This is a genomic window from Geodermatophilus sp. SMS 5-13 (genome assembly GCF_059428245.1).
The window spans coordinates 5,465,615-5,491,962 of the sequence record NZ_CP165729.1 but is presented as its reverse complement, the minus strand read 5'-3'; the positions used below and the strand labels follow the sequence as shown (position 1 = coordinate 5,491,962).

Below are 26,348 nucleotides of genomic sequence, written 5' to 3'. Positions count from 1 at the left end.
TGCCACTGCTACGTGAGTTCCGAGCCGACGTCCGCCCCATCCCGAGTGACCATCCGGACCGTCGTCGCGATCGCCGCGCTGGCCGTCGGTGGCTTCGCCATCGGCACCACCGAGTTCGTCACGATGGGCGTGCTGCCCGACATCGCCCAGGGCGTCGGGGTGAGCATCCCGTCCGCCGGGCACATCGTCAGCTTCTACGCGCTCGGGGTGGTCGTCGGCGCCCCGGTGATCGCCGCGCTGTCGGCACGGTTGCCGCGCCGGGCTCTGCTCGTCGGCCTGATGGCCGCCTTCCTCGTCGGCAACGCGGCCAGCGCGCTCGCGCCGGGGTTCGGCACGCTCTCCCTGGCCCGCTTCGTCAGCGGGCTGCCGCACGGCGCCTACTTCGGCGTCGCCTCCCTGGTCGCCGCCTCGCTGGTGTCCCCGCGGCTGCGTGGCCGCGCGGTCAGCTCGGTGCTGCTCGGCCTGTCCGTCGCGATGGTCGCCGGGGTCCCGCTCGCCACGTGGCTCGGGCAGCAGGTCGGCTGGCGAGCCGCCTACTGGCTGGTCGTCGTCCTGGCCGCCCTCACCATGGCCGCCGTCCTCGCCGTCGTGCCGCACTCGCCGGGCCGGCCCGACGCGACCGTCCGCGGCGAGCTGGAGGCGCTGCGCCGTCCTCAGCTCCTGCTCACCCTGCTCGTCGGGATCGTCGGGTTCGGCGGCATGTTCGCCCTCTACAGCTACATCGCGCCGGTCGCGACGGACGTCGCCGGCCTCGCCCGCGGCGACGTCCCGTGGGTGCTGCTCGCCTACGGGGTCGGCGGTCTCGCCGGGACGGCGCTCGGCGGCCGACTGGCCGACCTTGCCCTGTTCCGGTCGCTGGTCGGCAGCATCGTCGTCCTCGGGGTGCTGCTGGCCGCGGTCGCGCTGACCTCGACCTGGCCGCCCGCGCTGTTCGTCGGGGTCTTCCTCGTCTCGGTCGCCGCATCGACCCTGGCCATCTGCCTGCAGCTGCGGCTGATGGAGACCGCCGGCGAGGCGCAGATGCTCGGCGCCGCGCTCAACCACTCGGCGCTGAACATGGCCAACGCGCTCGGAGCCTGGCTCGGGGGCGTGGTGATCGCCGCGGGCTTCGGTTACCGGGCGCCGAGCGTGGTGGGTGCCGGGCTGGCCGTCGCGGGCCTGCTGCCGCTGGTGGTCTCCGCGGTCCTGCGCCGCCGCACGCTGCGGGCGACCGCGGCGGTGCAGCAGCCGGAAGAGGCCTACGCCGCGGCGGGCTGACCCTCCCGGCGCGAGCCGCGCTGCAACGAGGCTGCAACGTTGCCGGGTTCCGCATCCGCCGGTGCTCCCTGGCCAAGGCTCCGCAGGTGCGGAACTGGTCTTCCGTGGCCGGCCGGCGATGGCGGCGGCAGGCCGTCGTCCGCGCAGCTAAGCGTGGCCTAAGTCACTCCTGGCGAGTAAGACTCCGCTCGGGGCCCCGGCACGACCGGGGACACATCGCCCTCTGATCCGAGCGGAGGATTCGTGACACAGATAAACGTGCGGGTCGACGGCGCGTCGTACACGGACGACGTCGAGCCCCGGACCCTGCTCGTCCACTACCTGCGCGAGCAGGTCGGCAAGGTCGGGACCGTGGTCGGCTGCGACACCAGCAACTGCGGCGCCTGCACCGTCCACCTCGACGGCGAGGCCGTGAAGAGCTGCACCGTGCTGGCCGTGCAGGCCGACGGCTGCGAGGTCACCACCATCGAGGGCATCGCGCAGAACGGCACCCTCCACCCGATGCAGCGGGCCTTCCACGAGATGCACGGGCTGCAGTGCGGCTTCTGCACCCCGGGGATGATCATGGCCTCCATCGACCTGGTGAAGGACAACCCGAACCCCACCGACGACGAGGTGCGCGAGGGCATCGAGGGCAACCTATGCCGCTGCACCGGCTACCAGAACATCGTCCGCGCCGTGCAGCAGGCCGCGCGCGAGATGAGCGGGAGCGCCACGCCCGAGACGACGGGAGCCCAGGCATGACCGTCACCGAGGACCGCCCGGACACCGCCGCCCCCGAGGCCCCGGCGCGCGAGGTCGGCCAGGCCCGCCGGCGCAAGGAGGACGCCCGGCTGATCACCGGCCGGACGCAGTGGACCGACAACCTGGTGCTGCCCGGCATGCTGCACCTGGCGATCGTCCGCAGCCCCGTCGCGCACGCCAAGCTCCGCGCCGTCGACGTGGAGGCCGCCCGCTCGGCACCCAACGTCATCGCCGTCTTCACCGGCCGCGACTTCGCCGAGGAGCAGGGCTCGATCCCCTGCGCCTGGCCGGTGACCCCCGACATGGTCAACCCGGGGCATCCCTCGCTGGCCGTCGAGGAGGTCAACCACGTCGGCGAGGCGGTCGCGGTCATCGTCGCCCGCAGCAAGGCGGCGGCGCAGGACGCCGTCGAGCTCGTCGACGTCGACTACGACCCGCTGCCGGTCGTGCTGCACATGGAGGAAGCGCTCGGCCGGGAGCCCGGCCAGCGGGAGGCCGAGCGGCTGCCGGTCGTGGTGGACGTGGAGCGAGGGGTCGCCACGCGGGGTGGACCGGACCTCATCCACGACCACCTCGAGTCCAACGAGAGCTTCCGCTTCGTCTTCGACGCCGGTGAGGCAGGCACCGGGCAGAACACCGACGAGGCGTTCGCGAACGCCGACGTCGTGGTGAGCCGGCGGTTCGTCCAGCAGCGGCTGATCCCCGCGTTCATGGAGCCGCGGGCCACGGTCGTCCAGCCGCAGGGCGAGAACTACACGATGTGGTCCTCGACCCAGGTCCCGCACATCCTGCGGCTGATGCTGGCGATGATCACCGGCACGCCGGAGCACAAGCTGCGGGTCATCGCCCCCGACGTCGGCGGCGGCTTCGGCGGCAAGCTGCAGGTCACGCCGGAGGAGGTCATCACCCTCCTGGTGGCCAAGCGGCTGGGCAAGCCGGTCAAGTGGACGGAGACGCGCAGCGAGTCGCTGATGAGCGCCCACCACGGCCGCGACCAGATCCAGTACATCGACATCGCGGCGGACCGAGAGGGCAACATCAAGGGCCTGAAGGTCCACATCCTCTCGGACATGGGCGCCTACCTGCGGCTGGTCAGCCCGGGCGTGCCCGTGCTCGGGGCCTTCATGTACCCGGCCATCTACAAGTTCCCGGCCTACCGGTTCGACTGCCAGGGCGTCTTCACCAACAAGACACCCACCGACGCCTACCGCGGCGCCGGCCGGCCCGAGGCGACGTTCGCGATCGAGCGGATCATGGACGAGCTCGCCGTCGAGCTGGGCATGGACCCGCTGGAGCTGCGCCGTAAGAACTGGATCAAGGCCGACGAGTTCCCGTTCACCACGGTGGCCGGGCTCGAGTACGACAGCGGCGACTACGACGCGGCGACCCAGCAGGCGCTCGAGTTGATCGGCTACGACGAGCTGCGCGAGGAGCAGCGACGCCGCCGCGAGTCCAACGACCCCGTGCAGCTGGGCATCGGGTTCTCCACCTTCACCGAGATGTGCGGCCTGGCGCCCTCCCGGGTGCTCGGCTCGCTGTCCTACGGCGCCGGCGGGTGGGAGCACGCCTCGATCCGCATGCTGCCCACCGGCAAGGTCGAGGTGGTCACCGGCTCCACCCCGCACGGGCAGGGCCACGAGACGGCCTGGAGCCAGCTGGTCGCCGACGAGCTCGGCGTCCCGTTCGAGGACGTCGAGGTGCTGCACGGCGACACCTCGATCTCCTCCCGCGGCCTGGACACCTACGGCTCCCGGTCGCTGGTCGTCGGTGGCGCCGCGGTGGTCAACGCGGCCCAGAAGGTCGTGGCCAAGGCCCGCAAGGTCGCCGCGCACCTGCTCGAGGCCAGCGAGGACGACCTCGAGTTCACCGACGGGAAGTTCGCCGTCCGCGGCACGCCCGGGACGGCGCTGTCGATCCAGGAGATCGCCCTGGCGACCTTCGCGGCGCACAACTTCCCCGAGGGCGTGGAGCCGTCGATCGACGCAGACGCGACCTTCGACCCGGTCAACTTCTCCTTCCCGCACGGCACGCACATCTGCGCCATGGAGGTCGACACCGAGACCGGGATGGTGAAGATCCGCAAGTACGCCTGCGTCGACGACGTCGGGAAGATCGTCAACCCGCTGATCGTCGAGGGCCAGGTGCACGGCGGTCTCGCGCAGGGCATCGCCCAGGCCCTCTACGAGGAGGCCGTCTACGACGCCGACGGCAACCTCACGACCGGCACCTTCGTCGACTACCTGGTCCCGTCGGCCGCGGACCTGCCGCACTTCGACACGGGCAACACCGTGCACGAGGCGCCGGGCAACCCGATCGGCGCCAAGGGCGTGGGCGAGGCCGGCTGCATCGCCAGCACGCCGGCCGTGGTCAACGCCGCGCTGGACGCCGTCCGCCACCTCGGGGTGTCGGACATCCTCATGCCGCTCACCCCCGAGCGCGTCTGGCGGGCGCTCCAGCAGGGCGGGGACGGCGGGGACCGCGCCACGGCGGGCACCGTCGCCTACGGCGGCGCACAGACCGAGACCACCGCCGGTGTCTCGACGCCGGAGTCCTCGCTGGGAGGCGACCGATGACCCCCCGAATCCTCACCCAGGGAGCCGGCTCATGATCCCCGCCGCGTTCGAGTACGCCCGCCCGGAAACCGTCGACGAGGCGCTGCAGGCCATCGCCTCCGGCGGCGAGGACGTCAAGATCCTCGCCGGCGGCCAGTCGCTGATCCCGGTCATGCGGCTGCGGCTGGCGGCGCCGTCCACCGTCGTCGATCTCGGCCGGGTGTCGGAGCTGCGCGGTGTCCGGGACGACGGCGACGCCATCGCGATCGGCGCGATGACGACGCACTCCGACGTCCTCACCGACCCGCTGATCAAGGAGCACGCGCCGCTCATCGCCGAGGCGACCGAGACCGTCGCCGACCGGCAGGTGCGCCACCGGGGAACCTTCGGCGGCGCGCTGGCGCACGCCGACCCGGCCGGTGACCTGCCGGCGGTCGCGCTGGCGCTCGACGCCGAGTTCGTGATCGCCGGGGCGTCGGGACGGCGGACCGTCCCGGCGCGGGACTTCTTCGTGGACTACCTGACCACGGTGCTCGAGGAGGGCGAGCTGCTGGTCGAGGTGCGCATCCCCAAGCTCTCGGGGCAGTGGGGGATGCACTACGAGAAGTTCAACCGGGTGGCCCAGGCCTGGTCGATCGTGGCGGTCGCCGCGGCGGTCCGCCGGGAGAACGGGCAGATCGCCGAGGCGCGGATCGGGCTGACCAACATGGGCCCGACCCCGCTGCGGGCGACCGCGGCCGAGCAGGCCCTGGCCGGCGCGTCGGCCACCGCGGAGGCGATCGCCGAGGCCGCACGCCACGCGGCCGAGGGGACCGACCCGAGCAGTGACCTCAACGCCCAGGCCGACTACCGCCAGCATCTCGCCCAGGTGCTCACGCGCCGGGCGGTGGCGGCGGCAGCAGGGCTGTAGCGTCGGCCCCAGCCGCGCCGGTCCGTACCGGTCCGTTCCCGTCCGTCTCGGCCGGCCCGCCCCCTGGGGCGGACCGGCCGAGCCGCATCCAACGTTGGAGGTTCGCGTGCAGCTCGAGAACTCGTTCACCGTTCCCGTGCCGATCGACGAGGCGTGGCGGGTGCTGCTCGACATCGAGCGGATCGCGCCGTGCATGCCCGGCGCCGCGCTCGACTCGGTCACCGGCGACGACTTCACCGGCCGGGTGAAGGTCAAGCTCGGCCCGATCAACCTGACCTACCAGGGCAAGGCGTCGTTCGTCGAGAAGGACGAGGCGGCGCACAAGGCGGTCATCGACGCTCGCGGCAAGGACCAGCGGGGCAACGGCACCGCGGCCGCCGTCATCACCGCCAACCTCAGGCCCGAGGGCGACGCCACCCGGGTCGACGTCCTCACCGACCTCAACATCACCGGCCGGCCGGCGCAGTTCGGCCGCGGTGTCATGACCGACGTCGGCAACAAGCTGCTCGGCCAGTTCGCCGACAAGCTCGCCGCGCAGCTCGGCGAGGGTGCGCAGGCGGCCGCGCCCGAGCCCTCCGCCCCCCAGCAGGCGGCGGCCACGGCGACGGGCGCGGCGGAGGAGATCGCTGCCTCCGCCGAGCAGGCCGCGCCCGAGGGCCCGGCGAAGAAGGCCGCCGCGGCGACGAAGAAGGCCGCGGCCGCGGCCACCGACCGCGTGACGGCGACCAGTGAGGTCCCGGCCCAGACCGCGCCGGCCAAGAAGGCGGCGCCGGCGGCGGCCGACACCCCGGCGTCCGCGGCGCCCAGCGCGCCGAGCGTGCCGGCCGCGGCGGCGACCACGCCGGCGTCCGCGCCGCGGACCACGCCGAGCGCGCCGCGGCCGGTGAGCGAGCCGGAGCCGATCGACCTGCTCGAGGTCGCCGGCGGCGCGGCGGTGGCCCGCTACGCCAAGCCGGCGGCGGGCGCCGGGCTGCTCCTGCTGCTGATCTTCCTCATCCTCCGCCGCCGCCGCGGCTGAAGTCCCGCGCTTTGTCGCGAGAAAGCATGCGTGCTTTCTCGCGACAAAGCGCGGTCAGCGGGTGTAGTAGCCCGCTGCGAGGTCCTCGAGCAGGCCGGGGCCGCTCGGTTGCCAGCCGAGCAGCTCCTGCGTGAGCGCGCTCGAGGCGGGGATGTCGGCCGCGAGGAACCGGCCGAGCCAGCCGAAGTGCGTGTCGGCGTTCTCCGGCGGGACGGGGACGACGGGCAGGTCGAGCCTGCGTCCGATCACCTCGGCGATCTGCCGGATCGGGATGCCCTCGTCGCCCGCGCCGTGCAGCACGGTGCCGGCCGGTGCCTGCTCCAGGGCCAGCCGGAACAGCCGGGCGGCATCGGAGCGGTGCACGGCCGGCCAGCGGTTGGCGCCGTCTCCGATGTAGCCCGAGACGCCCTGGTCCCGGGCGATGGCGGCCAGGGCTGCGATGAAGCCGCTGTCGCCCTCGCCGTGCACCGAGGGAGCGAGCCGCACCACCGACGAGCGCACGCCCCGCCCGGCGAGGTCCAGCGCGGTGCGCTCGGACGCGGCGCGCGGCGAGGCGTCGCTCACCGGGTCGCGCTCGGTGGCCACCCGCCCCGGCGTGAGACCGGCGACCCCGGCGGTGTTGACGAACGGCTTGCCCGAGCCCGCCAGGGCTTCGCCGAGCGCCTGGACCGCCCGCAGGTCCGTACCGACCGACCGCTCGTAGTCGGAGAAGTCATGGATGAAGGCCAGGTGGACGACGCCGTCCGCGGTCTCGGCGCCCGTGCGCAGGGTGTCGAGATCGTCGAGCGAGCCCCGCAGCACCTCGGCGCCGGCCGCCTCGAGCGCGGCGCCGGAGGTGTCGGAGCGGGCCAGCCCGACGACGGTGTGCCCCGCGCCCAGAAGCTCGGGGACGACGGCCGAGCCGATCCAGCCGGACGCGCCGGTGACGAACACGCGCATGGCGAGCTCCCTCGATGTCAGTGACTGACATCAGCCTAGCCGTCCATGTCAGTGCCTGTCATCACCTAGGATCGGCGGTATGAGCCGGTGGCAGGCCGACGCGCGCGGACGGCTCGCACAGGCGGCGCTGGAGCTCTACCGAGAGCGCGGCTACGAGCAGACGACGGTGGCGCAGATCGCCGAGCGCGCGGGCGTCACCGAGCGGACGTTCTTCCGGCACTTCGCCGACAAGCGCGAGGTGCTCTTCGACGGCGGGCAGGCACTCCAGGAGCGGATGGTGGCCGCGCTCGACGCCGCTGCGCCGGCCGCGGCACCCCTCGACGTGATCGCCGCCGCGCTGGCCGCCGCCGCGGAGCAGTTCGCCGAGATCCCCTCCGACTTCCCGCGGCGGCAGGAGGTCATCGCCGCCCACCCGGCCCTGCAGGAACGCGAGCTGATCAAGCTCGCCCGCCTCTCCGCCGCGCTCGGGGAGGCGCTGCGCCGCCGGGGGGTGGCCGAGCCCGCCGCGAGCCTCACCGCGGAGACCGGCGTCGCCGTCTTCCGCGTCGCCTTCGAGCGCTGGGTGTCGGGCGCGGCCGACCGGGACCTCGCCGTCGTCCTCCGCGAGTCGCTCGCCGAACTCCGTGCTTTATCGCGATAAAGCACGCAACCAGGGGAGGACGGCGGCGACGACGGCCGCGACGTCCTTCTTGAGCGCGTGGTCGCCGGGGACGCCGCACACCTGCGCGTGCGGCGCCGCCCCGGCGACCTCGGCCGGCCCGCCGAACGCGTCGGTCTCGCCCTGGACGACGAGCAGCGGGACGTCGACGCGCGCCAGCTCGTCGGCGCGGCTCTTCTCCGGCCGGCCGGGCGGGTGCAGCGGGAAGGCGAACGCGACGACCCCTGCGGCGCCCTGCTCGGCCGCGGACCGGCAGGCGACCCGCGCGCCGGCGCTGCGCCCGCCCAGCACCAGCGGCCCGAGGAGCGTGCCGTCGTCCCGGAGGCGGGCGAGCACCGCTGACCAGGCGAGGTCCAGGCGCGCCGGCGCCGGCGCGATCCTCCGGCCGGCGACCCGCCACGGCTGCTCGACGCCGAGCACCCGCCAGCCGGCGCCGGCGGCCGTGTCGGTCACCGCGGCCAGGTCGGGGGAGTCGATGCCTCCGCCCGCGCCGTGCCCGAGCACCAGCGTGCCCCGGACGGCGCCGGCTGGATCGCGGCGCAGCACCCGGGCCGCACCCAGCGGGGTGTCGACGTTCACCGGGTGGGGAGGGCGAGCAGCGCGTCCACGGCGCCGGGCAGGTCCGCGGCCGTGACGTGCGGCGGCTCGAACCCCGCGGGGTAGCTGCGCTCGCTGCGCGGGAACCAGGCGCCGGTGAGGCCCGCGCGCTGCGCGCCCTGGACGTCCCAGCCGTGTGCGGCCACCAGCGCCAGCCGCTCCGGCGCCACGCCGCAGACCCCGGCCGCCCACAGGTAGACCTCGCGGTTCGGCTTCCAGGCCCGGATCGGCTCGCTGGACAGCGTCCGCTCGACCAGCGGGGTGACCCCGCCGCGCTCCAGCGCCGCCTCGGCGACGCCGGGGGAGCCGTGGGTGAGGGTGACCGCGCGGACGCCGCCCTCGGCCAGCCGGCGCAGCGCCGGCTCGACGTCCGGGTGCGGGGCCAGCTCCCCGAACGCGTCGGCGACCTGTGCCCGCTCGGCCGGTCCCAGGTCGGTGAGCTGCGCCAGCGCGGCGTCGAAGGCGTCGCGGAACCGGCACCAGCCCCCGACCGCCGCCGCGGCGAAGCCGGTGAGCAGGGTGCGGGTGAAGACCGCCGGCAGCAGGTGCGCCGGCTCGCCGGCCTCCACGAGGGCGGCCCCCACGGGCGCCAGGTCGAGCAGCGTCTCGTTGACGTCGAAGGCGACGACCTCGGGCCGGAGTCGGGTCACCCGTCGATGTTCTCGCGCCGCCGCCCGCGGGCGCGCACCCGGCGGACGACCAGCGCCAGCACGGCGGCCCCGCCGGCCACGAGCAGCGCCCAGTCCAGCGCCCCGACGTAGCGCTCGACCAGCTCGTACTGCGTGCCCAGCAGCATCCCGCCGCCGATGAGCAGCGCGTTCCACAGCGCGCTGCCCAGCGTCGTGTACAGCAGGAACTGCCCGAACGGCATGCGGACGACGCCGGCCGGCACCGACACGAAGCTGCGGACCACCGGCACCAGCCGGCCGATCAGCACCGCGCTGCGGCCGTGCGCCTCGAACCAGGTGAACGCCCGGTCGACGTCCCCGCGCTCGACCAGCGGCAGCCTGGCCAGCGCCCGTCTGCTGCGCTCCGGGCCCAGCGTGCGGCCCAGCGCGTAGAGCAGGCACGCGCCGAGGACGGAGCCGGCGGTCGCGAGGAGGAAGACGGCGGGCAGGCTCTCCCGGCCGGTCTGGACCAGGTAGCCGGCGAGCGGCAGCAGCACTTCGCTGGGGATGGGCGGGACGACGGTCTCGAGCAGGATCGCCAGGCCGACACCGATCGCGCCGAGGCGGTCGATCGCGTCGAAGAGGAAGCCGGTGATCCCGCCCGGACCGCTGGTGGCGGCGAGCGTCGGCACGACAGCCTCCAACGAAGGCCCGGGACGCCGGGTTCCTGAGCGGCCGCCTGCAGGGTCCCGCCGCGAGCCTGCGAGCGGTGGGGGGCAGGGGTCCTTCTACTAGCGTTCCTGCATGCAGCGCTTCACCGCCCGCGCCGTCGTCGTCGGCGACCGTGCGGGCACCGTCGTCCCCGATGGCGTGCTCGACGTGGACGACGGCGAGATCCGCTGGGTCGGCCCGGCGACCGACGCCCCGCCGGCGCCGGATGCCGAGACCGTGGACCTGCCCGGCGTGCTGATGCCGGGCCTGGTCAACACCCACTCGCACGCGCCGATGGTGCTCTTCCGCGGCCAGGCCGAGGGGCTGCCGCTGGACCGCTGGCTGCGCGAGGTGATCTGGCCGCGGGAGGGCCGCCTCACCCCGGAGGACGTCGAGGTGGCGATGACCGCGGCGTCGGCGGAGATGCTCCGCAACGGTGTCACCACCAGCATGGAGATGTACTTCCACCCCGAGCGGATCGCCGCCGCCGTCACCGCCACCGGCGCGCGGGCGGTCATCGCCAACCCGCTGCTGCCGCTGCCCGGCATGCCCTCGCTGGAGGACCAGCTGCGCGACGCCGTCGAGCTCGCGGCCGGAACGCCGGCCGGCGGCACGATCGAGTACGGGATCGGCCCGCACGCCGCCTACACGCTGCCGCTGCCGATCCTGACCAAGGCCGCCGCGGCCGCCCGCGAGCACAACCTGCTGCTGCACCTGCACGTCGCCGAGACCGCGACCGAGGGCGACGAGCTGCTGGAGCGGCACGGCCTGTCGGTGCCGGCTCTGCTGGCGTCCCACGACGTCCTGGGCGGGCGGGTGCTCGCCGCGCACTGCGTGCACATGGACGACGGCGACCTCGAGCTGTGGCAGGAGTACGACGTGGCCGTGGCGCACTGCCCGGCGTCGAACGCCAAGCTCGCCAGCGGCGTGGCCCGGCTGCGCGCCATGCTCGACCGCGGCATCCGGGTGGGCCTGGGCACCGACGGCCCGGCGTCCAACGACGCGCTCGACCTGCTCGCCGACGCGCGGCTGGCCGCCCAGCTCGCCCGGCTCGCCGACGGCGACGCGACGGCGCTGTCCGCGGCCGAGGCGTTGTGGCTGGCGACCGGCGCCGCGGCCGACGCGATCGGCCGGCCCGACCTCGGCCGGCTCACCCCCGGGCGGCAGGCCGACCTGGTGCACCTCGACACCCGCTCGCTGCTGTTCGAGCCGGTCGGCGACATCGAGGACGTGCTCACCCACCTGGTCTGGTCGGGCGCCTCGCGGCTGGTCCGCGACACGTGGGTCGCCGGCCGCCGGGTCGTGCGCGACGGCGTCTGCACCACCGTGGACGCCGACGCCCTGCGCGCCGACGTCGCCGAGCGCGCGGCACGGTTGAGTGGAGTCGCCCGGTGACGTTTTCCGCGCTCCAGCGACTCCGCTTCAGGGCCGCAGCGAGATCCTCTCGCCGCGGTGCACGGTGCGCAGCTCCCCGGGGAGTTGCCGTCGGGCGACCTCGGTGACGAACTCGCCCAGCGGGGACCGGAAGCGGTCGTAGTCGTCGAAGTGCACCGGCACGGTGACCGGTGGCTTCAGCAGCTCGACCAGGTCCGCGCCCTGCCGGCCGTCCATGGTCACGGTGACGCCGAGCGCCTTCGTGCCGCCCAGGTGCGGGATGACGACGTCCAGCGGCCCGCAGCGCTCGAGCACCTCGCCGAGCCACGGGCGGTAGATGGTGTCGCCGCTGATGTAGCCGCGCCAGCTCACCGCGCCGTCGCTCATCAGCTCCAGCACGCTGCCCATCACCGGCGGCAGCAGCTTCCCCATCGGGCCGGGGCCGTGGACGCCGGGCGTCGAGGTGATGCGCAGGGTCTGCCCGTCCCGGGTGAACTCGTGGGTCCGCCAGGGCGCGAGGTCAGCGGTCTCGGAGAAGCCGCGGCGGGACAGCGCCTTCGCCGCCTTCGGCGTGGTCACGACCGGGGTCGACCGGGGCAGGGAGCGGGTGGCGATGCGGTCCCAGTGGTCGGCGTGCAGGTGCGAGAGCAGGATCCCGTCCAGCGCCGGCAGCTGGGTGGGCTGCAGGGCCGGCTCGGTCAGCCGCTTGGCCCACAGCCCCTTGCCCAGGTAGGCGCGCTGCCCGCGGTGCAGGAAGTTCGGATCGGTCAGCAGCGTGAACGGCCCGATGCGCAGCAGCATCGTGGCGTTGCCGCCGAAGGTCATCGTCACGTCGTCCGCACCAGGCATCCGACCTCCCTACCCGCGGGGTTGCGGCTGGTAGACAAGGGGGGTGTCCGCCCGAACCGTCGACCAGTCCTTCCTGGCGCTGCCGCTGTCCGCGCTGACCGACGCCGCGCTCACCCGCGCGGTCGATCTGGGGTGCGAGCACGCCGACATCCGGGTCGAGCGCATCCGCACGCAGACCATCACCCTGCGCGACGCCCGCCTCGAGTCGCTGGCCGACGGCGAGGACCTCGGCCTGTCGGTCCGCGTGATCCACGAGGGGACGTGGGGCTTCGCCGCCGGCGTCGTCCTCACCGCGGCCGAGGCGGTGCGGCTGGCCGAGGAGGCCGTCACCGTCGCCCGGGTCTCCGCGGCGATCAACACCGACCGCGTCGAGCTCGCCCCCGAGCCGGTGTACCCCGACGCGCAGTGGGTCTCGGACTACGCCGTCGACCCCTTCGACGTCCCCGACGCCGACAAGACCGGCCTGCTGACCGAGCTCTCCGAGCAGCTCATCGCCGCCGACGGCGTCGAGCACGTGCAGTCGAGCTGCATGCACGTCAAGGAGCAGAAGTACTACGCCGACACCGCCGGCACCCGCACCCGGCAGCAGCGGGTGCGCATCCACCCGGAGTTCACCGCGCTGACCGTGGACCGGGCGACCGGGCAGTTCGAGAGCATGCGCACGCTGGCCCCGCCGGTGGGCCGCGGCTGGGAGTACCTCACCGGCAGCGGCTGGGACTGGCGCGGGGAGCTCGCCGAGATCCCCGAGCTGCTCCGCGAGAAGACCAAGGCGCCGTCGGTGGAGGCCGGCCGCTACGACCTGGTCATCGACCCGTCGAACCTGTTCCTGACCATCCACGAGTCGATCGGCCACGCCACCGAGCTCGACCGGGCGCTGGGCTACGAGGCCGCCTACGCGGGGACGAGCTTCGCGACCGTCGACCGGCTCGGCACGCTGCGGTACGGGTCGCCGCTGATGAACGTCACCGGCGACCGCAGCGCGCCGCACGGGCTGTCCACGGTGGGCTGGGACGACGAGGGCGTCGCCGGCCAGCAGTGGGACATCATCAGGGACGGCGTCCTCGTCGGGTACCAGGTCGACCGCAACATGGCCCGCCTGCGCGGCCTGCCGCGGTCCAACGGCTGCGCGTTCGCCGACAGCCCCGGGCACACGCCGGTGCAGCGGATGCCCAACGTCTCCCTCCAGCCGGCGCCCGGCGGCCCGTCGACCGAGGAGATCATCGCCGGTGTCGACCACGGCATCTTCGTCGTCGGCGACAAGAGCTGGTCGATCGACATGCAGCGCTACAACTTCCAGTTCACCGGCCAGCGCTTCTACCGCATCCGGGGCGGTCAGCTGGCCGGTCAGCTGCGCGACGTCGCCTACCAGGCCACGACGACGGACTTCTGGGGCGCGATGTCGGTGGTCGGCGGCCCGCAGACCTACGTGCTCGGCGGCGCGATGAACTGCGGCAAGGCCCAGCCGGGGCAGACCGCGCCGGTGAGCCACGGCTGCCCGGCGGCGCGCTTCGACCAGGTGAACATCCTCAACACCGTGCAGGAGGCCGGCAGATGAGCGAGCTTGCGAGCTCAGCCGGGAGCACAGCAGCGTCGCGAACGCTGACGACGAACGCCAGCGAGGAGACAGCATGAGCGCGCTGACGCCGCAGGACGTGGTGGAGAAGGCGCTGGCCGCCTCCACCGCCGACGGGCAGGTCGCCTTCGTCGTCGAGAGCTCGGAGGCCAACCTCCGGTGGGCGAAGAACAGCCTTACCACCAACGGCTCGATGCGCTCGCGCCAGGTGGTGGTCATCTCCTTCGTCGACGGCGGCGCGGGGATGGCGGCCGGCACGGTGGCGCGCACCGGGAACCCGGACATCGCCGCGCTGGTGGCGGCCAGCGAGCAGGCCGCCCGCGACGCCGGGCCGGCCGAGGACGCCGTCCCCCTGATCAGCGAGGCGCCGTCCGGCTCGGGGGACTGGTCGGCCGAGCCGGCGCAGACGTCGATCGAGGTCTTCCGCGACTTCGCCCCGCAGCTGGGCGAGGCGTTCGGCGCGGCGCGCGACCGCGACGAGCTGCTCTTCGGCTTCGCCGAGCACCAGATGGCGACCACCTACCTCGGCAGCTCCACAGGGCTGCGGCTGCGCCACGACCAGCCGACCGGCCGGGTCGAGCTGAACGGCAAGAGCGCCGACTTCAGCCGGTCGGTCTGGGCCGGGATGGGCACCCGCGACTTCGCCGACGTCTCCGTGCCCGACCTCGCCGGCCAGGTGCAGCAGAAGCTGGTGTGGTCCCGGCGCCGCGTCGAGCTGCCGGCCGGGCGCTACGAGACCGTCCTGCCGCCGTCCGCGGTCAGCGATCTCTACATCTACGCCTGGTGGACGATGCAGGCCCGCGACGCCGACGAGGGGCGCAACGTCTTCGCCAAGCCCGGCGGCGGCAACCGGATCGGGGAGCGGCTGGCCGCCCTGCCGCTGACCCTGCGCAGCGACCCGCACGCCCCGGGCCTGGAGGCCGCGCCGTTCCAGGTGGTCGGCTCCTCGTCGGGGGCGGCGTCGGTCTTCGACAACGGCATGGCCACGCCGGCGGTCGACTGGATCCGGGACGGCGTCCTGGCCAACCTCATGCGCCCGCGGGCGTGGGCGCTGAGGACGACGGCGCCGGCGATCGGGGCCGTCGACAACCTGATCCTCGAGGACCCCTCGGCGACCGCGACGCTCGACGAGATGGTCGCCGCCACCGAGCGCGGGCTGCTGCTCACCACCCTCTGGTACATCCGCGAGGTCGACCCGCAGACCCTGCTGCTCACCGGGCTGACCCGGGACGGCGTCTTCCTCGTCGAGAACGGCGAGGTCACCGGGGCGGTGAACAACTTCCGGTTCAACGAGTCGCCGGTCGACCTGCTCGCCCGCGTCACCGAGGCCGGGCGCACCGAGCGGACCCTGCCGCGCGAGTGGAACGACTGGTTCACCCGGACGGCGATGGCCCCGCTGCGGGTGCCGGACTTCAACATGAGCAGCGTCAGCCCCGCCAGCTGACGTCTGCTCGGTTCCGCGGCTGTCGTCTTTCGCCAAGGGCGGCGGCTCGAACACGCCGGGCTACCCAACAAGTGCCGGAAGTACTCCCCTTGGGCGTATTTGCGTTGTTACGCTCTGTCCACTGCACGGATAGCACCCGCTCAAGCACGTGGTGTGACGCGCCGATGAAGGCGTTGATGTGCAGGGCACAGCGCACGCCTGGTCCCGCCCTGTTGCGGGGCTGTCGAGGGGGAGGCATCCGTGAACCGGACCCGCAAGCCGTCGGTCTTCCAGATCGGCAAGATCCGCGACGACGGCCGCACCGTCGTCATCTCCGGCTGGGGCCTGGGCCTGTGCGCCGCGGCCTGCACCTGCCACCGGCACCCCATGGCCGGTCACCTCGCGATCGCCGAGGACCAGGACGGCGGCAGCCTCGGGCTGGTCAGCTTCGCCGAGGGTGGCTGCGACTGCTGCGAGCCGTGGACCTCCGAGGAGCTCGCCGGCGTCCTCCGCGACTTCGAGACCCTCTCCCGGCTGGACGCCTCCGAGCCCCTCGCCGGCTGAAACCGGCGCCCGCCGCGGTTGCCCCTGCCCGCATCGCGGGTAGGGGCAACGCCATGTTCGGGACGGGCCGCGCTGCGCGGCCCCTGCCCCCCCCACCGCGCACCCGCCCACCGCGCTGACCACCGGTCCCCGGCTCCCCGCCTCCGCCCGGCCGCCGGGCGCGACCACCTCATGCACCGGGGTGCGCCCGGCCACCGACCGGACCGTCGAGAGCGCCATCGGCGTCGGCTCGGCCGCCCGACCCGGTGACCCCTGCGGCGCATCGGCCCTGCTGAGGCAGATGTGACGACTGTGGTCAACCGGGGGGCTTGACCAGCGCGCCCTCCCCTACTTGTCGACAGCGGCTCCTTACCGTCCGTTCCGGCGCGCTCGACGACGTCCCTTTCCCGGACGTGGCGCGACGACCCGAGGGAGGCCGACGGTGCAGCGCACACGGACGACGACCCGCCGCTGGAGGCGTGCCGTTCTGGTGCTGACCGCGGCGCTGGCTGCCTCGGTCGCCGGAACGGTGACCACCCCTGCCTCCGCAGCCCCCGGCACCGCCGCCGAGGCCGGCGAGCTGGTCGAGCAGGCCGGCGCGAAGCTGGCCGAGATCGACGAGCAGGTGCACCAGGCCGAGCTCCTCGTCGCCGATCAGCAGCGGGCCGCCGACGAGGCCGCCGCGCAGGCCGCCACCGCACAGGCGGCCGTCGACGCCTACGAGCCGCAGCTGCGGGCCATCGCGCAGAGCGGCTACACCGGCGCCACCCAGTCCCGGCTGGCGGCCTTCCTCACCAGCGAGTCGGCCAGCGAGCTGGTCGCCCAGATGACGACGCTGGACATGATCGCCGGCCACGTCGAGAGCGTGATCGCCGACGTCGCCGTCGCCCAGGAGGCCGCCGAGCAGGCCCAGGCCGCCGCCGACCAGGCCGCCGCGCAGGCGCAGTCCTCGCTCGCGCAGCTGCAGGACCAGCAGGCGCAGCTGCAGCAGCAGATCGACCGGTACCAGGCCGACTTCGAGCGGCTGAGCGCCGCGGAGCAGGCCCGGGTGACCACCGCGCTCGCCGGGCCGTCGCTGGCCGCGCCCGACGCCGACGCCGTCGCGGCCGGGGCGCCGAGCGAGATCGTCGCGACCGCCATCCGCGCGGCCCTGGCGCAGGTCGGCAAGCCCTACGTCTACGGCTCGGCGGGGCCCGGCGGCTTCGACTGCTCCGGGCTGACGATGTACGCCTTCGCCGCGGCCGGCCTGTCCCTGCCGCACTCCAGCGCCGCGCAGTCCCGGATGGGTCAGGCGGTCTCCCGCTCCGAGCTGCAGCCGGGCGACCTCGTGTACTTCTACTCGCCGGTCAGCCACGTGGGCCTCTACATCGGCAACGGGATGATGGTGCACGCCCGCACCTTCGGGCAGCCGGTCGCCGTCACCAGCGTCGACATGGCCGGCTACGCCGGCGCCCGCCGCGTCGCCCTCGGCTGACCCCGGCTCAGCGTTCCGGAGCACGTACCGGCGTCATGGACCCGTCGGCGACGGACGGGCAGCGTCGAGGTCGCTGAGCGACAGGAGTGGTAGCCGACCGCCGGGACCCGCGGTCGCCGCGGCCCGCAACGAGTGGTAGGCCGGGTCGTTCCGTACGACCACCTCGCCCTCGCACAGGCCGTAGTACTCGTCGAGGAATGCGGCGATCAGCTCTCCGTCTACATGATCTCCGGTGTCGCCGATGGTGATCAGGAGCAGCCCCTCGACCCGGGGTGAACCCGGCCGGAGCGATGGCTGGACGTAGGGCAGGGGGAGCAGGCGGCACCCTTCACGCTGGTAGAAGCGCAGCCGCGCCATCGGATCCGCCCGCTCGTTCATGCTGTGGAATCGCGGATCTTCTATCTCGGCGAGCACGAGACCTGACGGCCTCGCCGGCCGAAGCGTCCGCAGCAGACGTGCGCCAAGCCCATGGCCGCGAAGGCGGGCGCTCACCACGAGATAGGCGAGCAGCCGTACCGCGCCGTCCAGGTAGTCCTCTGTGACCATGCCGGCGAGCGGCGTGCCGTCCTGCTGGAGCACGGTGCCGCCCGTCGCCGCGTCAGTGCGGGCAGCACCGAACTCGTCGATCGTCATGAGCTCCGCCGGAGGGAAGGCCGGCTCCATGAGGTCGTGGTACAGCCGAGTCAGGAGTTCGTCATCCGCGTCGGCCAGCGCCGTCGCCGTCCCGGCATGCCACGCGACAAAATCCGCCGTCCCGACGTCGTCACTCATGCGCGGAAGTGTGCTATTCGCGGTTCCTCGTCACCAGAGCGCGGCTGCCGCGCGGCGGAAACTAGCCCGAACAGTCCGCCGACGCCATGCTGAGCGCGCGCCCGCTGCAGACTCGGTCGCGAGTCCCGAGTCGACCGTCCGCGGCGCTGGGGGAGGGTGCGGTCAGATGATCGGTCGCGACGACGTGATCCACCAGATAATGCACGCGCAGCGGGACAGGGCTTGGTTCGCTGATCTTCGAGGCGAGCTCGGAACGGGCAAGACGTTCCTGCTCGAGCACGTGAGAGCGGCAGCCACGGACGACGTGCGGCCGGTCCTCGTGCGGCTGGAGGACTACGACCCCGGTCATCACGAGGAGATCGGTCCCACGGCCTCGGTCGGGGCGGTCCAGGGCAGCTTCCACCACTTCACCCGTCTCCTCACCTCATTGCTGTCGGCAGCGGGGCCGCCCGGGGCGGTGCCCGCCTTCGAGGCGCAGGTCGCAGACGCCTATAACGCCGAGATCCTCGGACGGCGCATCTACAGCGTCGAGGAGAGCGTTCGGGAGCTGACCCACGGTCCGGCACCCAGCGAGCTGGCCGACGCGTGGCGTGAGGCCGCCTGCACCGTCCGGGACCGCTTCCTGGAGCACTGGAACGCTGCCTCGGCAGGCCACTCGCGAATGCTGCTCCTGGACAACGCCGATGCGGTGGCCGATCAGGAGCTGGGTCACTGGCTGGCCGAGATCCTGGCGGAGATGACCACCACTGTCGCGATCATCAGCCGCGAGCCAGGACGTCCCCGGCTACCGGTGCAGACCGAGGCCTGGCGAGAGTTCGTCCTCGGCAACCTTGATGTCGATGAGGTGCGCGACTACCTGGACATCAACGTCGTGGGCGGCCCCGTGCCGGATCCCGTGGTTCGAAAGATCTTCGAGGTCACAGAGGGACACCCGGCGACCCTGACGATCATCTGCAACCTCATCTGGCGCAGCCAGTCCTCGCCGTCCGTGGATCCGCAGCACGTGTTGCAACAGCTCCCGCCGCAACGGGCCGAACGAGTCGCCTGGCTTGCCGAGCAGTTGGCCGCCCAGGCGGGCAGCTCGCTCCTGGACCGGGCTCTGGGCGCTGCTGCCGTTCCGCGGTCCCTATCGCCGGACCTCCTTCGGTACCTGCTCACGGACCCGCCGGTGAGGGATGAGGACGTCAAGGTGGTCCTCGCGGAACTCGAGCGCCTCCCGTTCGTGGAGAAGCCCTGGGGCGAGCAGGGTTCACTCCGTCTGCACTCGTTCGTGCGTGATTCCCTCGCGGAACGGATGGCCCGCATCGACCGAGGACGGTTCACCACGTTGCACCGCCGAGCGGCCGAGTACTACCACGCCGCCCTTCTGTCCGAGGGAGGCACTGGCAGCGCCACCAGCTACGGGGAGGCCTTCACCTACGAGGATCCGGTGTGGCAGAGCCGCAAGCGTGAGTGGCTCTATCACTGCGGCTTCACGGAGCCGGAACGCCGACCCGCCATCCTGCTGGAGTTCGCGCGAGTCTTCTTCGATGCCTTCTGGTGGTGGGGCAACTACGTCCACTTCGACTTCTGCGACCAGTTGCTCGCCGACCTGGGGCAACTGGCCAGGCGCCACGCGTCCGACGCCGTCGGCCTCGAAGCTCCTCCAGCGCAGGCCGATCCGGAGAACCGGTCGTGGTCCGACCTGGTTGACCTCCACAGCGCCCTGAGGAGGTTCATCCACAGCTACCCCCTGCGCTCGGTCAAGCCGCGGGATGCTGACTGGGCGGATGTCCGGGATGCGCTCCTCCAGGCACAGTGGGCCTGCGGATTGCATAAGGGGGCGAACGTGTCGGCGTCCGCGGAAGCTCGACACGTGGCCGCGCTGATCAACGTGTTCCTGGCGCACACCTGGCGCTACCAGACCGGGCACATGGCGAAGGCGGACAAGTACTACGAACGCGCCGCCGATCTCTTCTTGGGAGAGGATGCGTGGAGCCCCGCCTGGATCGCCTTCGAGAGAGCGGACCTGCGACTAGAGAACGGAGAGCTGAACTCCATCCGCGACCTGTGGCGGCAATCCGCCAACGCGGTTCAGCCGACCAGCGCCCCGGGTCTGTCCGAGGTCGATGAGGAACTGGTGAGCAACCTCCACCGCCTGCGGGGTGACTGCACCTGGCCGGCAGACCGGCTGCGTGCCTCGACGTGGTACGGGCGGGCCGTGCTCCACGCCTACCTCTTCCACTTCGCCGGGGACCCGGACGAGTCGGTTCCGGACGCCTACACGCTGCAGTTCTACGTCGACATCCGAGCGCGTGCGATCAACCGGCTGCGCGAGCTGACGGAGGACGTGGACGCCGCCGTGGCGTGCGCCGTGGAGATGTCTCGCGTCGTGATGACGGGGCTCGGCCGACCGCCTGCCGAGGACGGCCCCGAGCTCCGCGCGCTGCTCGCCGACCATTCGGGATCGCTGCCACTTGCGTTGCGCCTCTTTCCGCGTGGCCCACTGGTGGCGGACCTCGAGTCCACGACCACGGAGTTCGCCCGACAGTTCCGAGCCGACTTCGAGGAGGTCGACCTCGCGGCGCTGCACCGTGACCTGCACGAACAGGCGTGGCCGTGACGACCCCACCGATCACCCGTGTCACCCGCCGCCGGACCGTCCGGGGGCTGCTGTCGAGATTGGGTCGGCGGATCACCCGCGGCTGGCGTCGGGTGAACCCGGTGGTGTGGCGCAGAGCGGGGATTGGGGTTGCCGTCCTCGTAGTTCTGGTGCTCGTTTTCTGGACCATCCCGGCGGTCCTCACGCGCGCCCCGGCGGTCAGCGGCCCGGAGCGGCACCAAGCGCTGGCCAACGTGCGCACGGCCCTGATCGCCACGATCGTCGCGTGCGTCGGCCTCGGCACGTTGACGTACACGGCGCGCAGCTTCCGGCTCGGGCGGATCGGCCATCTCTCGCAACGCTTCCAGGATGCCGCGAGTGCGCTCGGCGCCGACAACCCCACGGTGCGGGTTGCGGCGGTGCAGGCCCTGGGTCAACTCGCGGACGAGTGGACCACGCAGCGGCAGGGTTGCATCGACGTCATCTGCGCGTACCTGCGTGCGGTCGACAAGGACCGACAGCCGGTGGCCTCCGAGTACGAGCGCCGGGCGGCGCTGGCGGTGCTCCGCCAGCGGCTCGTCCCAGAATCTCGCGTCAGCTGGGACGGGTGCGATCTGGACCTGTCCGGAACGACCTTCGACAGCGGCGACCTCCGAGGCGTGGTCCTGACGGCCGGGAAGGTGTCACTGGCCGGGGCCCGCTTCATCGGGCCGGTGGACTTCTCCGGCGTCGTCTTCGGGGGTGCCGAAGTCAGCTTTCGCGGGGCCACCTTCGGTGAATCAGCTCGTGTCGTCTTCTCCAGGGCGGAGTTCTCCGCCGGCTCCGTGTGCTTCGACGGGGCCGTCTTCAGCGGCGGCGAAGTGATTTTCGACCGCACTCACTTTCACTCCGCCTGTGCAGTCACATTCGTCGGCGCGGAACTCGGGGTAGGCGGCGGGGTGCGGTTCGACCGAGCCGTCATCCACGGGTCGGTGCCCTCCCAGGCTCGGGGTGTGTCCTTCGCGCAGGCGCGGTTTGGCAGTCCGCAGAGCGCGCCGGAGATCGTCCGCTTCGATCGGGCGACGTTCCTGGGGCTGGTGTCCTTCTCCGAGGCCCGCTTCGACCAAGAGGTGAGCTTCCGCGGAACCGTGCTGAGAGGCGCCACCATGGCTTTTGCCCCGGTGCGGTTGAGCGCCCGCGGCGTTCTCCGCTTCTCAGGCGCTCGGACCCGGAGCGGGGTCCTGGACCTCTCGGGCTCGACCTCCACCGGCGGCCGCGTCGACTTGAGCGAGGTCGAGGGTGAGCTGCCGGAGATCCGTGGGGATCGGGACCGTCTCGCGGTGTCGGTTGCGCGGCCGGCGCCGTCTCCCTCGACGGCGGTTCTCTCGAATGCCAGCATGGGCGCTCCGGCACAACCCGCACCGCAGGGGAGCGGCGATGGAAATCGTCCTGTTCAAGATCCACACCCGTGAGGACATCGACCAGGCGGAGTACGAGCACACCTTCGCGGAGATGCTGGGTCTGGTCAGCCAGATCCCCGGCTTCGTCGACATCCAGGGGTACGCGGGAGAGGACGGCAGCGAGCTCGCCGTCGCCCGTTTCGAGTCGGCCGAGTCAATCGCCCAATGGCGCGAGCAACCCGACCACGTCCGCACCCAGGAGCGGGGAAGGGCCGAGTTCTTCGAGTCCTACGACATCACGATCGCCACGGAGTGGAAGCACTACGCCTGGTCGCGCGGGCAGCAGCAGGCCTCGGCCGAAGCCGTCGGTGAGATGGCCGGTGCGACGCCGGCCCCCTGACACGCCTCAGTGGATGGTGCGGCCCTCGGCGAGCATCTGCACCAGCGTGGCGATCCGCTTGGCCCGCGTCGCGGGCGTGCCGGCCGTGTGCACCCGCCAGAGGACGGCGTAGCGGTTGGCGCCGTCCAGCCCCTCGAAGAACTGCTCCGCCGCCGGCTGCTCCGCCAGCGCCGCGGCCAGGTCGTCGGGCACCGTGATCGTGGCCGACCCGGCGTAGGCGCGGTCCCACCGGCCGTCCGCCTGTGCCGCCCGGACCGCGGCCAGCCCGGCCGGGCGCATCCGGCCAGCCTCGGTGAGCCGGCCCACCCAGTCGACGTTCTTCTTCGACCAGACGCTCTTCGGCCGCCGCGGCGTGACCCGCACGGTGAAGTGGTGGTCGTCGACCCGGTTGGCCCGCCCGTCGATCCAGCCGAAGCAGAGCAGCGACTCGACCATCTCGGACTGCTTGAGCGTCGGCTCGGGCGCGCCCTTCTTCGCGAGGACGACGTAGATGCCGGGGCACCGCTCGTGCTCGGACTCCAGCCACGCCTCGAAGGACGCCTGGTCGGGGAACCGGTGAACGGGCAGGTCGGAGGGCGTCGTCACGGGGCCATCCTGTTTCACGACCGGGGACGGCGGCTACCGCCGTTCCCGTGACCAGCGACCACATGCCGGGACCCTCGGCGATCTGGCTGGTCCGGCACGCCGAGAGCATGGGCAACGTCGCCGACGCGCGCGCCCATGAGCAGGGCGCCGGCCGGCTCGAGCTCGACGTCCGCGACCCCGACGTCCCCCTGTCCGACACCGGCTGCGCGCAGGCGACGGCGCTGGGGCGCTGGATGGCGGACCTTCCCGACGGCGAGCGCCCCACCGCCGTGATCAGCTCGCCGTTCACCCGGGCCCTGACCACCGCGCAGCTCGCCGCCGAGCCGCTCGGCCTGCGGGTCCGCCCCGACGAGCGGCTGCGGGAGCGCGACTTCGGCGCCTTCGACGGGATGACCGGCGCCGGGATCCGTGAGGAGTACCCGGACGAGGCGCGGCGCCGCGACCTGCTCGGCAAGTTCTACTACCGGCCGCCGGGCGGGGAGAGCTGGGCCGACGTCGCGCTGCGGATCCGCAGCCTGCTGGCGACCGAGGCGCTGCGGCACGACGGCGAGCGGCTGATGATCGTCGCCCACCAGGCCGTGATCATGGTGTTCCGGTACGTGCTGGAAGAGCTCACCGAGCAGGAGCTGCTGGACGTCGACGGCCGCGAGCGGGTCGCCAACGCGTCGGTCACCCGGTACGAGACCGAGGACGGCGGCCTGCGGCTGGTGACGTTCAACGCCGTCGACCACCTCGAGGCCCAGGACGAGGACGTCACCGAGGAGCCGCATGTCGCCGAGCAGTCCTGACGCCGCACCGGTCACCCCGCCGCTGCTGCGCGACTGGCCGCTGCCGGAGCCCACGGGCGGCAAGGACTCCCGCGGGTCGATCCTCGTGATCGGCGGCAGCACCCAGACCCTCGGCGCGGTGCTGCTCGCCGCCGAGGCGGCGCTGCGGGCCGGCGCGGGCAAGCTGCAGGTGGCGACGGCGGAGTCGGTGGCCCCGTTCGCCGCGACCGCGCTGCCCGAGGCCCTGGTGCGCGCGCTGCCGGAGAGCGGGTCGGGCGCGATCCGGGCCGACGCCGCCGACGCCGTCCGGGACCTCGCCGAGGCCGCCGACGCGGTCCTCATCGGGCCGGGCATGCAGGACGAGGAGGAGACCCAGGGCTTCGGCGACCGGCTGCTGCCGTACCTGTCCGGCCCGGTCGCCCTGGACGCGCTCGGCCTGGCCAGCGTCACCGCCGACGTCGCCTGCCTGCGGCACCTCGAGGCGCGGGTGGTGCTGACGCCCAACCCGACCGAGCTGGCCATCGCGTTGCACGTGGAACAGGACGAGCTGGAGGAGGACCCCGCCGCGGCCACCGTCGAGCTCGCCGGGCGGGCGAACGCCGCGGTCGGGCTGGGCGGGGCGACGTCCTGGATCGCGGCGCCCGACGGCCGGCTGTGGCGCGACGACAGCGGCGGCGCCGGGCTGGGGGTCTCGGGCTCCGGCGACGTGCGCGCCGGGATCGTGGCCGGCCTGCTGGCGCGCGGCGCCGAGCCGGTGCAGGCCGCGGTCTGGGGCTCGCACCTGCACGGCCGGGCCGGCGAGCGGCTGGCCGCCACGATCGGCCGGCTGGGCTTCCTCGCCCGCGAGCTCCCGCCTCAGGTCCCCGCGGTCATCGACGAGATCGCCATCTGAGCCCGGACGCCGACGCGGCATCGGTGTGCGTGGCCGGCGCACTTCTGCGACGAAAGTGCGCCGCTGACGCACACCGTTCCGCCTAGAGCTCGGCGCGCAGGATCTCCGCAGCCTGCGCGAGGGCGCGCATCTTGCCCTCAGCCGACGCCCGCGGCAGGTACTTCAGGCCGCAGTCGCTGGACAGGATCAGCTTGTCCACGTCGACGTCGTCCAGGGCCCGGCGGACGCGGTCGGCGACGACCTCCGGCGTCTCCACCTCGGGGGTGGAGAGGTCCAGGACGCCGAGGGCGATGCCCTTGCCCCGCAGCGGCCGCAGCGTCGCCGGGTCCAGGTGCGACTGCGCGGTCTCCACCGAGATCGCGTCCGCGGGGGTGTCGGCCAGCTCGGGCAGGAACGAGTAGCCCTCGGGGCGCTCGGCCACCATCGCCGCGTAGCCGAAGCACAGGTGCACGTGCACCGGCCCGGCCGCGCCCTCCAGGGCCCGGCTGACCGCCTCGGCGCCGTACTTGCGGGCCACCTCGGGGCGCGCCTGCAGCCACGGCTCGTCGATCTGCACGATGTCGGCCCCGGCGGCGAACAGGTCGGCGATCTCCGCGCGGACGACGTCGGCGTAGGCCAGCGCCAGCGCACGGTCGTCGGCGTAGTGGTCGTCCTGGGCCTGCTGGGCCATCGTGAACGGCCCGGGCACGGTGATCTTCACGGTCCGGTCGGTGGCCGCGCGCAGGAAGCGGACGTCGTCGGCCTGGATGGGGCGCGGGCGGCGCAGCTCGCCGGTCACCCGGGGCACCGGGATCGGCCTGCCGGAGCGGTTGAGCACCGTGCCGGGGTTGTCGAGGTCGATGCCGTCGATGGCGGTGGCGAAGTGGTTCGAGTAGGACTCCCGGCGGATCTCGCCGTCGGTGAGGATGTCCAGCCCCGCCTCCTCCTGGGCGCGGATCGCCAGCAGGGTGGCGTCGTCCTGGGCCTCCTCCAGGAGCTCCGGCGCGACCCGCCACAGCTCCGCGGCGCGGACCCGGGGCGGGAACTGGTGCGCCAGCCGGTCGCGGTCGATCAGCCACGCGGGCTGCGGCAGGCTGCCGACGATCGAGGTGGCCAGCGGAGAGAGCGGACGCGGCATGCGCCCATCCTCTCGCGCCCCGGCCCTCCCTCTGCCACGGTGGGCCCGTGGCGGAGAACTACATCGCGGAACTCGACTTCGGCGCGCCGAAGATCGACGACGAGGCGTTCGTGGCGCCGACGGCGGTGGTCGTCGGCGCGGTGACGATGGGTCCCCGATCGAGCATCTGGTACGGCGCGGTCGCCCGGGCCGACCACGAGGTGATCGAGATCGGGGAGGGCTCGAACGTCCAGGACTGCAGCACGCTGCACTCCGACCCGGGCTTCCCGCTGGTGATCGGCCGCGGCGTCACCGTCGGCCACAACGTCGTCCTGCACGGCGCGCACGTCGAGGACGACGTGCTCGTCGGCATGGGCAGCGTGGTGATGAACGGCGCGCGCATCGGCACCGGGTCCATCGTGGCCGCCGGCGCCGTCGTCACGCCGGGCACTCAGGTGCCGCCGCGCTCGGTCGTCGGCGGCGTCCCGGCCAAGGTGCTCCGGCAGGCGAACGACGACGACCGGCAGCACATCGTCGGCAACGCGGCCAGCTACACCGACCGGCTGCCCACCGCGCGGCGGGTACGCCCGGTGGTCCGCCAGAAGCTGCCCCCCGCCGGGATCGTGCCCGGGGACGACGGCCCCTGA

General features: G+C 73.2%; 25 protein-coding genes. 17 read left to right on the top strand and 8 right to left on the bottom strand.

Annotated features, from left to right (window positions below):
- The first annotated feature begins 45 nt into the window (after positions 1–45).
- The 5 genes from AB3388_RS26650 (at position 46) to AB3388_RS26630 (ending at position 6,481) form a co-directional block, all read left to right on the top strand.
- Entirely contained in the window at positions 46–1,257 is a 1,212-nt protein-coding gene (locus AB3388_RS26650) for an MFS transporter (protein WP_495408358.1), read from the top strand.
- A gap of 243 nt (positions 1,258–1,500) precedes the next feature.
- Positions 1,501–2,001, top strand: coding sequence for a (2Fe-2S)-binding protein (locus tag AB3388_RS26645; protein ID WP_495408357.1), 501 nt, complete (start codon positions 1,501–1,503; stop codon positions 1,999–2,001).
- Positions 1,998–4,574, top strand: a complete 2,577-nt coding sequence (locus AB3388_RS26640) for a xanthine dehydrogenase family protein molybdopterin-binding subunit (protein WP_495408356.1) — start codon at positions 1,998–2,000, stop codon at positions 4,572–4,574. Before AB3388_RS26645 ends, AB3388_RS26640 begins: the two co-directional genes overlap by 4 nt.
- 31 nt (positions 4,575–4,605) lie before the next feature.
- Complete coding sequence (locus AB3388_RS26635; RefSeq protein ID WP_495408355.1) at positions 4,606–5,463, top strand: FAD binding domain-containing protein; 858 nt, start codon at positions 4,606–4,608, stop codon at positions 5,461–5,463.
- A 106-nt stretch (positions 5,464–5,569) separates the two neighbouring features.
- Positions 5,570–6,481, top strand: a complete 912-nt coding sequence (locus AB3388_RS26630) for an SRPBCC family protein (RefSeq protein WP_495408354.1) — start codon at positions 5,570–5,572, stop codon at positions 6,479–6,481.
- Between the two features lie 54 nt (positions 6,482–6,535).
- On the opposite strand, the gene AB3388_RS26625 is transcribed toward AB3388_RS26630, so the two are convergent.
- Positions 6,536–7,420, bottom strand: coding sequence for an SDR family oxidoreductase (locus tag AB3388_RS26625; RefSeq protein WP_495408353.1), 885 nt, complete (start codon positions 7,418–7,420; stop codon positions 6,536–6,538).
- Positions 7,421–7,499: 79 nt separating this feature from the next.
- On the opposite strand from AB3388_RS26625, the gene AB3388_RS26620 reads away from it, so the two are divergent.
- The gene (locus AB3388_RS26620) at positions 7,500–8,060 is read left to right on the top strand and encodes a TetR/AcrR family transcriptional regulator (RefSeq protein WP_495408352.1); all 561 of its coding nucleotides are present in this window, start codon (positions 7,500–7,502) and stop codon (positions 8,058–8,060) included.
- Here AB3388_RS26620 and AB3388_RS26615 read toward each other — a convergent pair.
- From AB3388_RS26615 to AB3388_RS26605, 3 genes are read right to left on the bottom strand one after another with little or no spacing between them, the layout of a single operon-like run.
- Positions 8,049–8,657, bottom strand: coding sequence for an alpha/beta hydrolase family protein (locus AB3388_RS26615; RefSeq protein ID WP_495408351.1), 609 nt, complete (start codon positions 8,655–8,657; stop codon positions 8,049–8,051). The two genes, AB3388_RS26620 and AB3388_RS26615, sit on opposite strands and share 12 nt — an antisense overlap.
- Positions 8,654–9,325, bottom strand: a complete 672-nt coding sequence (locus AB3388_RS26610; RefSeq protein WP_495408350.1) for an HAD-IA family hydrolase — start codon at positions 9,323–9,325, stop codon at positions 8,654–8,656. Before AB3388_RS26610 ends, AB3388_RS26615 begins: the two co-directional genes overlap by 4 nt.
- Positions 9,322–9,975: a DedA family protein gene (locus tag AB3388_RS26605; protein ID WP_495408349.1), complete on the bottom strand. Its 654-nt coding sequence runs from the start codon at positions 9,973–9,975 to the stop codon at positions 9,322–9,324. Before AB3388_RS26605 ends, AB3388_RS26610 begins: the two co-directional genes overlap by 4 nt.
- Positions 9,976–10,087: 112 nt before the next feature.
- On the opposite strand from AB3388_RS26605, the gene AB3388_RS26600 reads away from it, so the two are divergent.
- Positions 10,088–11,389: an amidohydrolase family protein gene (locus AB3388_RS26600; RefSeq protein WP_495408348.1), complete on the top strand. Its 1,302-nt coding sequence runs from the start codon at positions 10,088–10,090 to the stop codon at positions 11,387–11,389.
- Positions 11,390–11,416: 27 nt separating this feature from the next.
- Here AB3388_RS26600 and AB3388_RS26595 read toward each other — a convergent pair whose 3' ends face one another.
- Complete coding sequence (locus AB3388_RS26595) at positions 11,417–12,217, bottom strand: MBL fold metallo-hydrolase (RefSeq protein WP_495408347.1); 801 nt, start codon at positions 12,215–12,217, stop codon at positions 11,417–11,419.
- A gap of 43 nt (positions 12,218–12,260) precedes the next feature.
- Between AB3388_RS26595 and AB3388_RS26590 the strand changes: the two genes are divergently transcribed.
- From AB3388_RS26590 to AB3388_RS26575, 4 genes are all read left to right on the top strand, one after another.
- Positions 12,261–13,772, top strand: a complete 1,512-nt coding sequence (locus AB3388_RS26590; RefSeq protein WP_495408346.1) for a TldD/PmbA family protein — start codon at positions 12,261–12,263, stop codon at positions 13,770–13,772.
- A 73-nt stretch (positions 13,773–13,845) separates the two neighbouring features.
- A complete protein-coding gene (locus AB3388_RS26585; protein WP_495408345.1) occupies positions 13,846–15,234 on the top strand; it encodes a metallopeptidase TldD-related protein in 1,389 nt (462 codons plus the stop codon).
- 240 nt (positions 15,235–15,474) lie between these two features.
- The gene (locus AB3388_RS26580) at positions 15,475–15,777 is read left to right on the top strand and encodes a hypothetical protein (RefSeq protein ID WP_495408344.1); all 303 of its coding nucleotides are present in this window, start codon (positions 15,475–15,477) and stop codon (positions 15,775–15,777) included.
- Positions 15,778–16,198: 421 nt separating this feature from the next.
- Positions 16,199–17,230, top strand: coding sequence for a C40 family peptidase (locus AB3388_RS26575; RefSeq protein ID WP_495408343.1), 1,032 nt, complete (start codon positions 16,199–16,201; stop codon positions 17,228–17,230).
- A gap of 33 nt (positions 17,231–17,263) precedes the next feature.
- Here the strand turns inward: AB3388_RS26575 and AB3388_RS26570 are convergent, their stop codons facing one another.
- Entirely contained in the window at positions 17,264–18,001 is a 738-nt protein-coding gene (locus tag AB3388_RS26570) for a GNAT family N-acetyltransferase (protein ID WP_495408342.1), read from the bottom strand.
- Between the two features lie 166 nt (positions 18,002–18,167).
- Here AB3388_RS26570 and AB3388_RS26565 point away from each other — a divergent pair, with 166 nt between their 5' ends.
- Genes AB3388_RS26565 through AB3388_RS26555 form a run of 3 tightly spaced genes read left to right on the top strand, consistent with a single transcriptional unit; the run spans position 18,168 to position 22,361 of the window.
- Positions 18,168–20,603 carry a hypothetical protein gene (locus tag AB3388_RS26565; RefSeq protein ID WP_495408341.1) on the top strand — a complete coding sequence of 812 codons (2,436 nt, stop codon included), beginning with the start codon at positions 18,168–18,170 and terminating at the stop codon, positions 20,601–20,603.
- Positions 20,594–22,033, top strand: a complete 1,440-nt coding sequence (locus tag AB3388_RS26560; protein WP_495408340.1) for a pentapeptide repeat-containing protein — start codon at positions 20,594–20,596, stop codon at positions 22,031–22,033. Before AB3388_RS26565 ends, AB3388_RS26560 begins: the two co-directional genes overlap by 10 nt.
- Positions 21,999–22,361: an antibiotic biosynthesis monooxygenase family protein gene (locus AB3388_RS26555; RefSeq protein ID WP_495408339.1), complete on the top strand. Its 363-nt coding sequence runs from the start codon at positions 21,999–22,001 to the stop codon at positions 22,359–22,361. The genes AB3388_RS26560 and AB3388_RS26555 overlap by 35 nt, the downstream gene beginning before the upstream one ends.
- A 6-nt stretch (positions 22,362–22,367) precedes the next feature.
- Here AB3388_RS26555 and AB3388_RS26550 read toward each other — a convergent pair whose 3' ends face one another.
- Positions 22,368–22,946 (bottom strand): YdeI/OmpD-associated family protein, encoded by a 579-nt coding sequence (locus AB3388_RS26550; RefSeq protein ID WP_495408338.1) that lies wholly within the window; start codon positions 22,944–22,946, stop codon positions 22,368–22,370.
- A 47-nt stretch (positions 22,947–22,993) separates the two neighbouring features.
- Between AB3388_RS26550 and AB3388_RS26545 the strand changes: the two genes are divergently transcribed.
- The gene (locus tag AB3388_RS26545) at positions 22,994–23,734 is read left to right on the top strand and encodes a histidine phosphatase family protein (protein WP_495408337.1); all 741 of its coding nucleotides are present in this window, start codon (positions 22,994–22,996) and stop codon (positions 23,732–23,734) included.
- The gene (locus AB3388_RS26540; protein WP_495408336.1) at positions 23,715–24,605 is read left to right on the top strand and encodes an NAD(P)H-hydrate dehydratase; all 891 of its coding nucleotides are present in this window, start codon (positions 23,715–23,717) and stop codon (positions 24,603–24,605) included. The genes AB3388_RS26545 and AB3388_RS26540 overlap by 20 nt, the downstream gene beginning before the upstream one ends.
- 82 nt (positions 24,606–24,687) lie before the next feature.
- Here AB3388_RS26540 and AB3388_RS26535 read toward each other — a convergent pair whose 3' ends face one another.
- Positions 24,688–25,722, bottom strand: a complete 1,035-nt coding sequence (locus AB3388_RS26535; RefSeq protein ID WP_495408335.1) for a uroporphyrinogen decarboxylase family protein — start codon at positions 25,720–25,722, stop codon at positions 24,688–24,690.
- 47 nt (positions 25,723–25,769) lie between these two features.
- Between AB3388_RS26535 and AB3388_RS26530 the strand changes: the two genes are divergently transcribed.
- Positions 25,770–26,348, top strand: coding sequence for a gamma carbonic anhydrase family protein (locus AB3388_RS26530; protein WP_495408334.1), 579 nt, complete (start codon positions 25,770–25,772; stop codon positions 26,346–26,348).

What these genes read in the sequence shown, in the direction of transcription:
- AB3388_RS26595 (WP_495408347.1), bottom strand. Translation starts at nt 12,217, where the DNA reads ATGCCTGGTGCGGACGACGTGACGATGACCTTCGGCGGCAACGCCACG.
- AB3388_RS26540 (WP_495408336.1), top strand. Translation starts at nt 23,715, where the DNA reads ATGTCGCCGAGCAGTCCTGACGCCGCACCGGTCACCCCGCCGCTGCTG.
- AB3388_RS26535 (WP_495408335.1), bottom strand. Translation starts at nt 25,722, where the DNA reads ATGCCGCGTCCGCTCTCTCCGCTGGCCACCTCGATCGTCGGCAGCCTG.
- AB3388_RS26620 (WP_495408352.1), top strand. Translation starts at nt 7,500, where the DNA reads ATGAGCCGGTGGCAGGCCGACGCGCGCGGACGGCTCGCACAGGCGGCG.
- AB3388_RS26635 (WP_495408355.1), top strand. Translation starts at nt 4,606, where the DNA reads ATGATCCCCGCCGCGTTCGAGTACGCCCGCCCGGAAACCGTCGACGAG.
- AB3388_RS26585 (WP_495408345.1), top strand. Translation starts at nt 13,846, where the DNA reads ATGAGCGCGCTGACGCCGCAGGACGTGGTGGAGAAGGCGCTGGCCGCC.
- AB3388_RS26555 (WP_495408339.1), top strand. Translation starts at nt 21,999, where the DNA reads ATGGAAATCGTCCTGTTCAAGATCCACACCCGTGAGGACATCGACCAG.
- AB3388_RS26565 (WP_495408341.1), top strand. Translation starts at nt 18,168, where the DNA reads ATGATCGGTCGCGACGACGTGATCCACCAGATAATGCACGCGCAGCGG.
- AB3388_RS26600 (WP_495408348.1), top strand. Translation starts at nt 10,088, where the DNA reads ATGCAGCGCTTCACCGCCCGCGCCGTCGTCGTCGGCGACCGTGCGGGC.
- AB3388_RS26570 (WP_495408342.1), bottom strand. Translation starts at nt 18,001, where the DNA reads ATGAGTGACGACGTCGGGACGGCGGATTTTGTCGCGTGGCATGCCGGG.
- AB3388_RS26625 (WP_495408353.1), bottom strand. Translation starts at nt 7,420, where the DNA reads ATGCGCGTGTTCGTCACCGGCGCGTCCGGCTGGATCGGCTCGGCCGTC.
- AB3388_RS26640 (WP_495408356.1), top strand. Translation starts at nt 1,998, where the DNA reads ATGACCGTCACCGAGGACCGCCCGGACACCGCCGCCCCCGAGGCCCCG.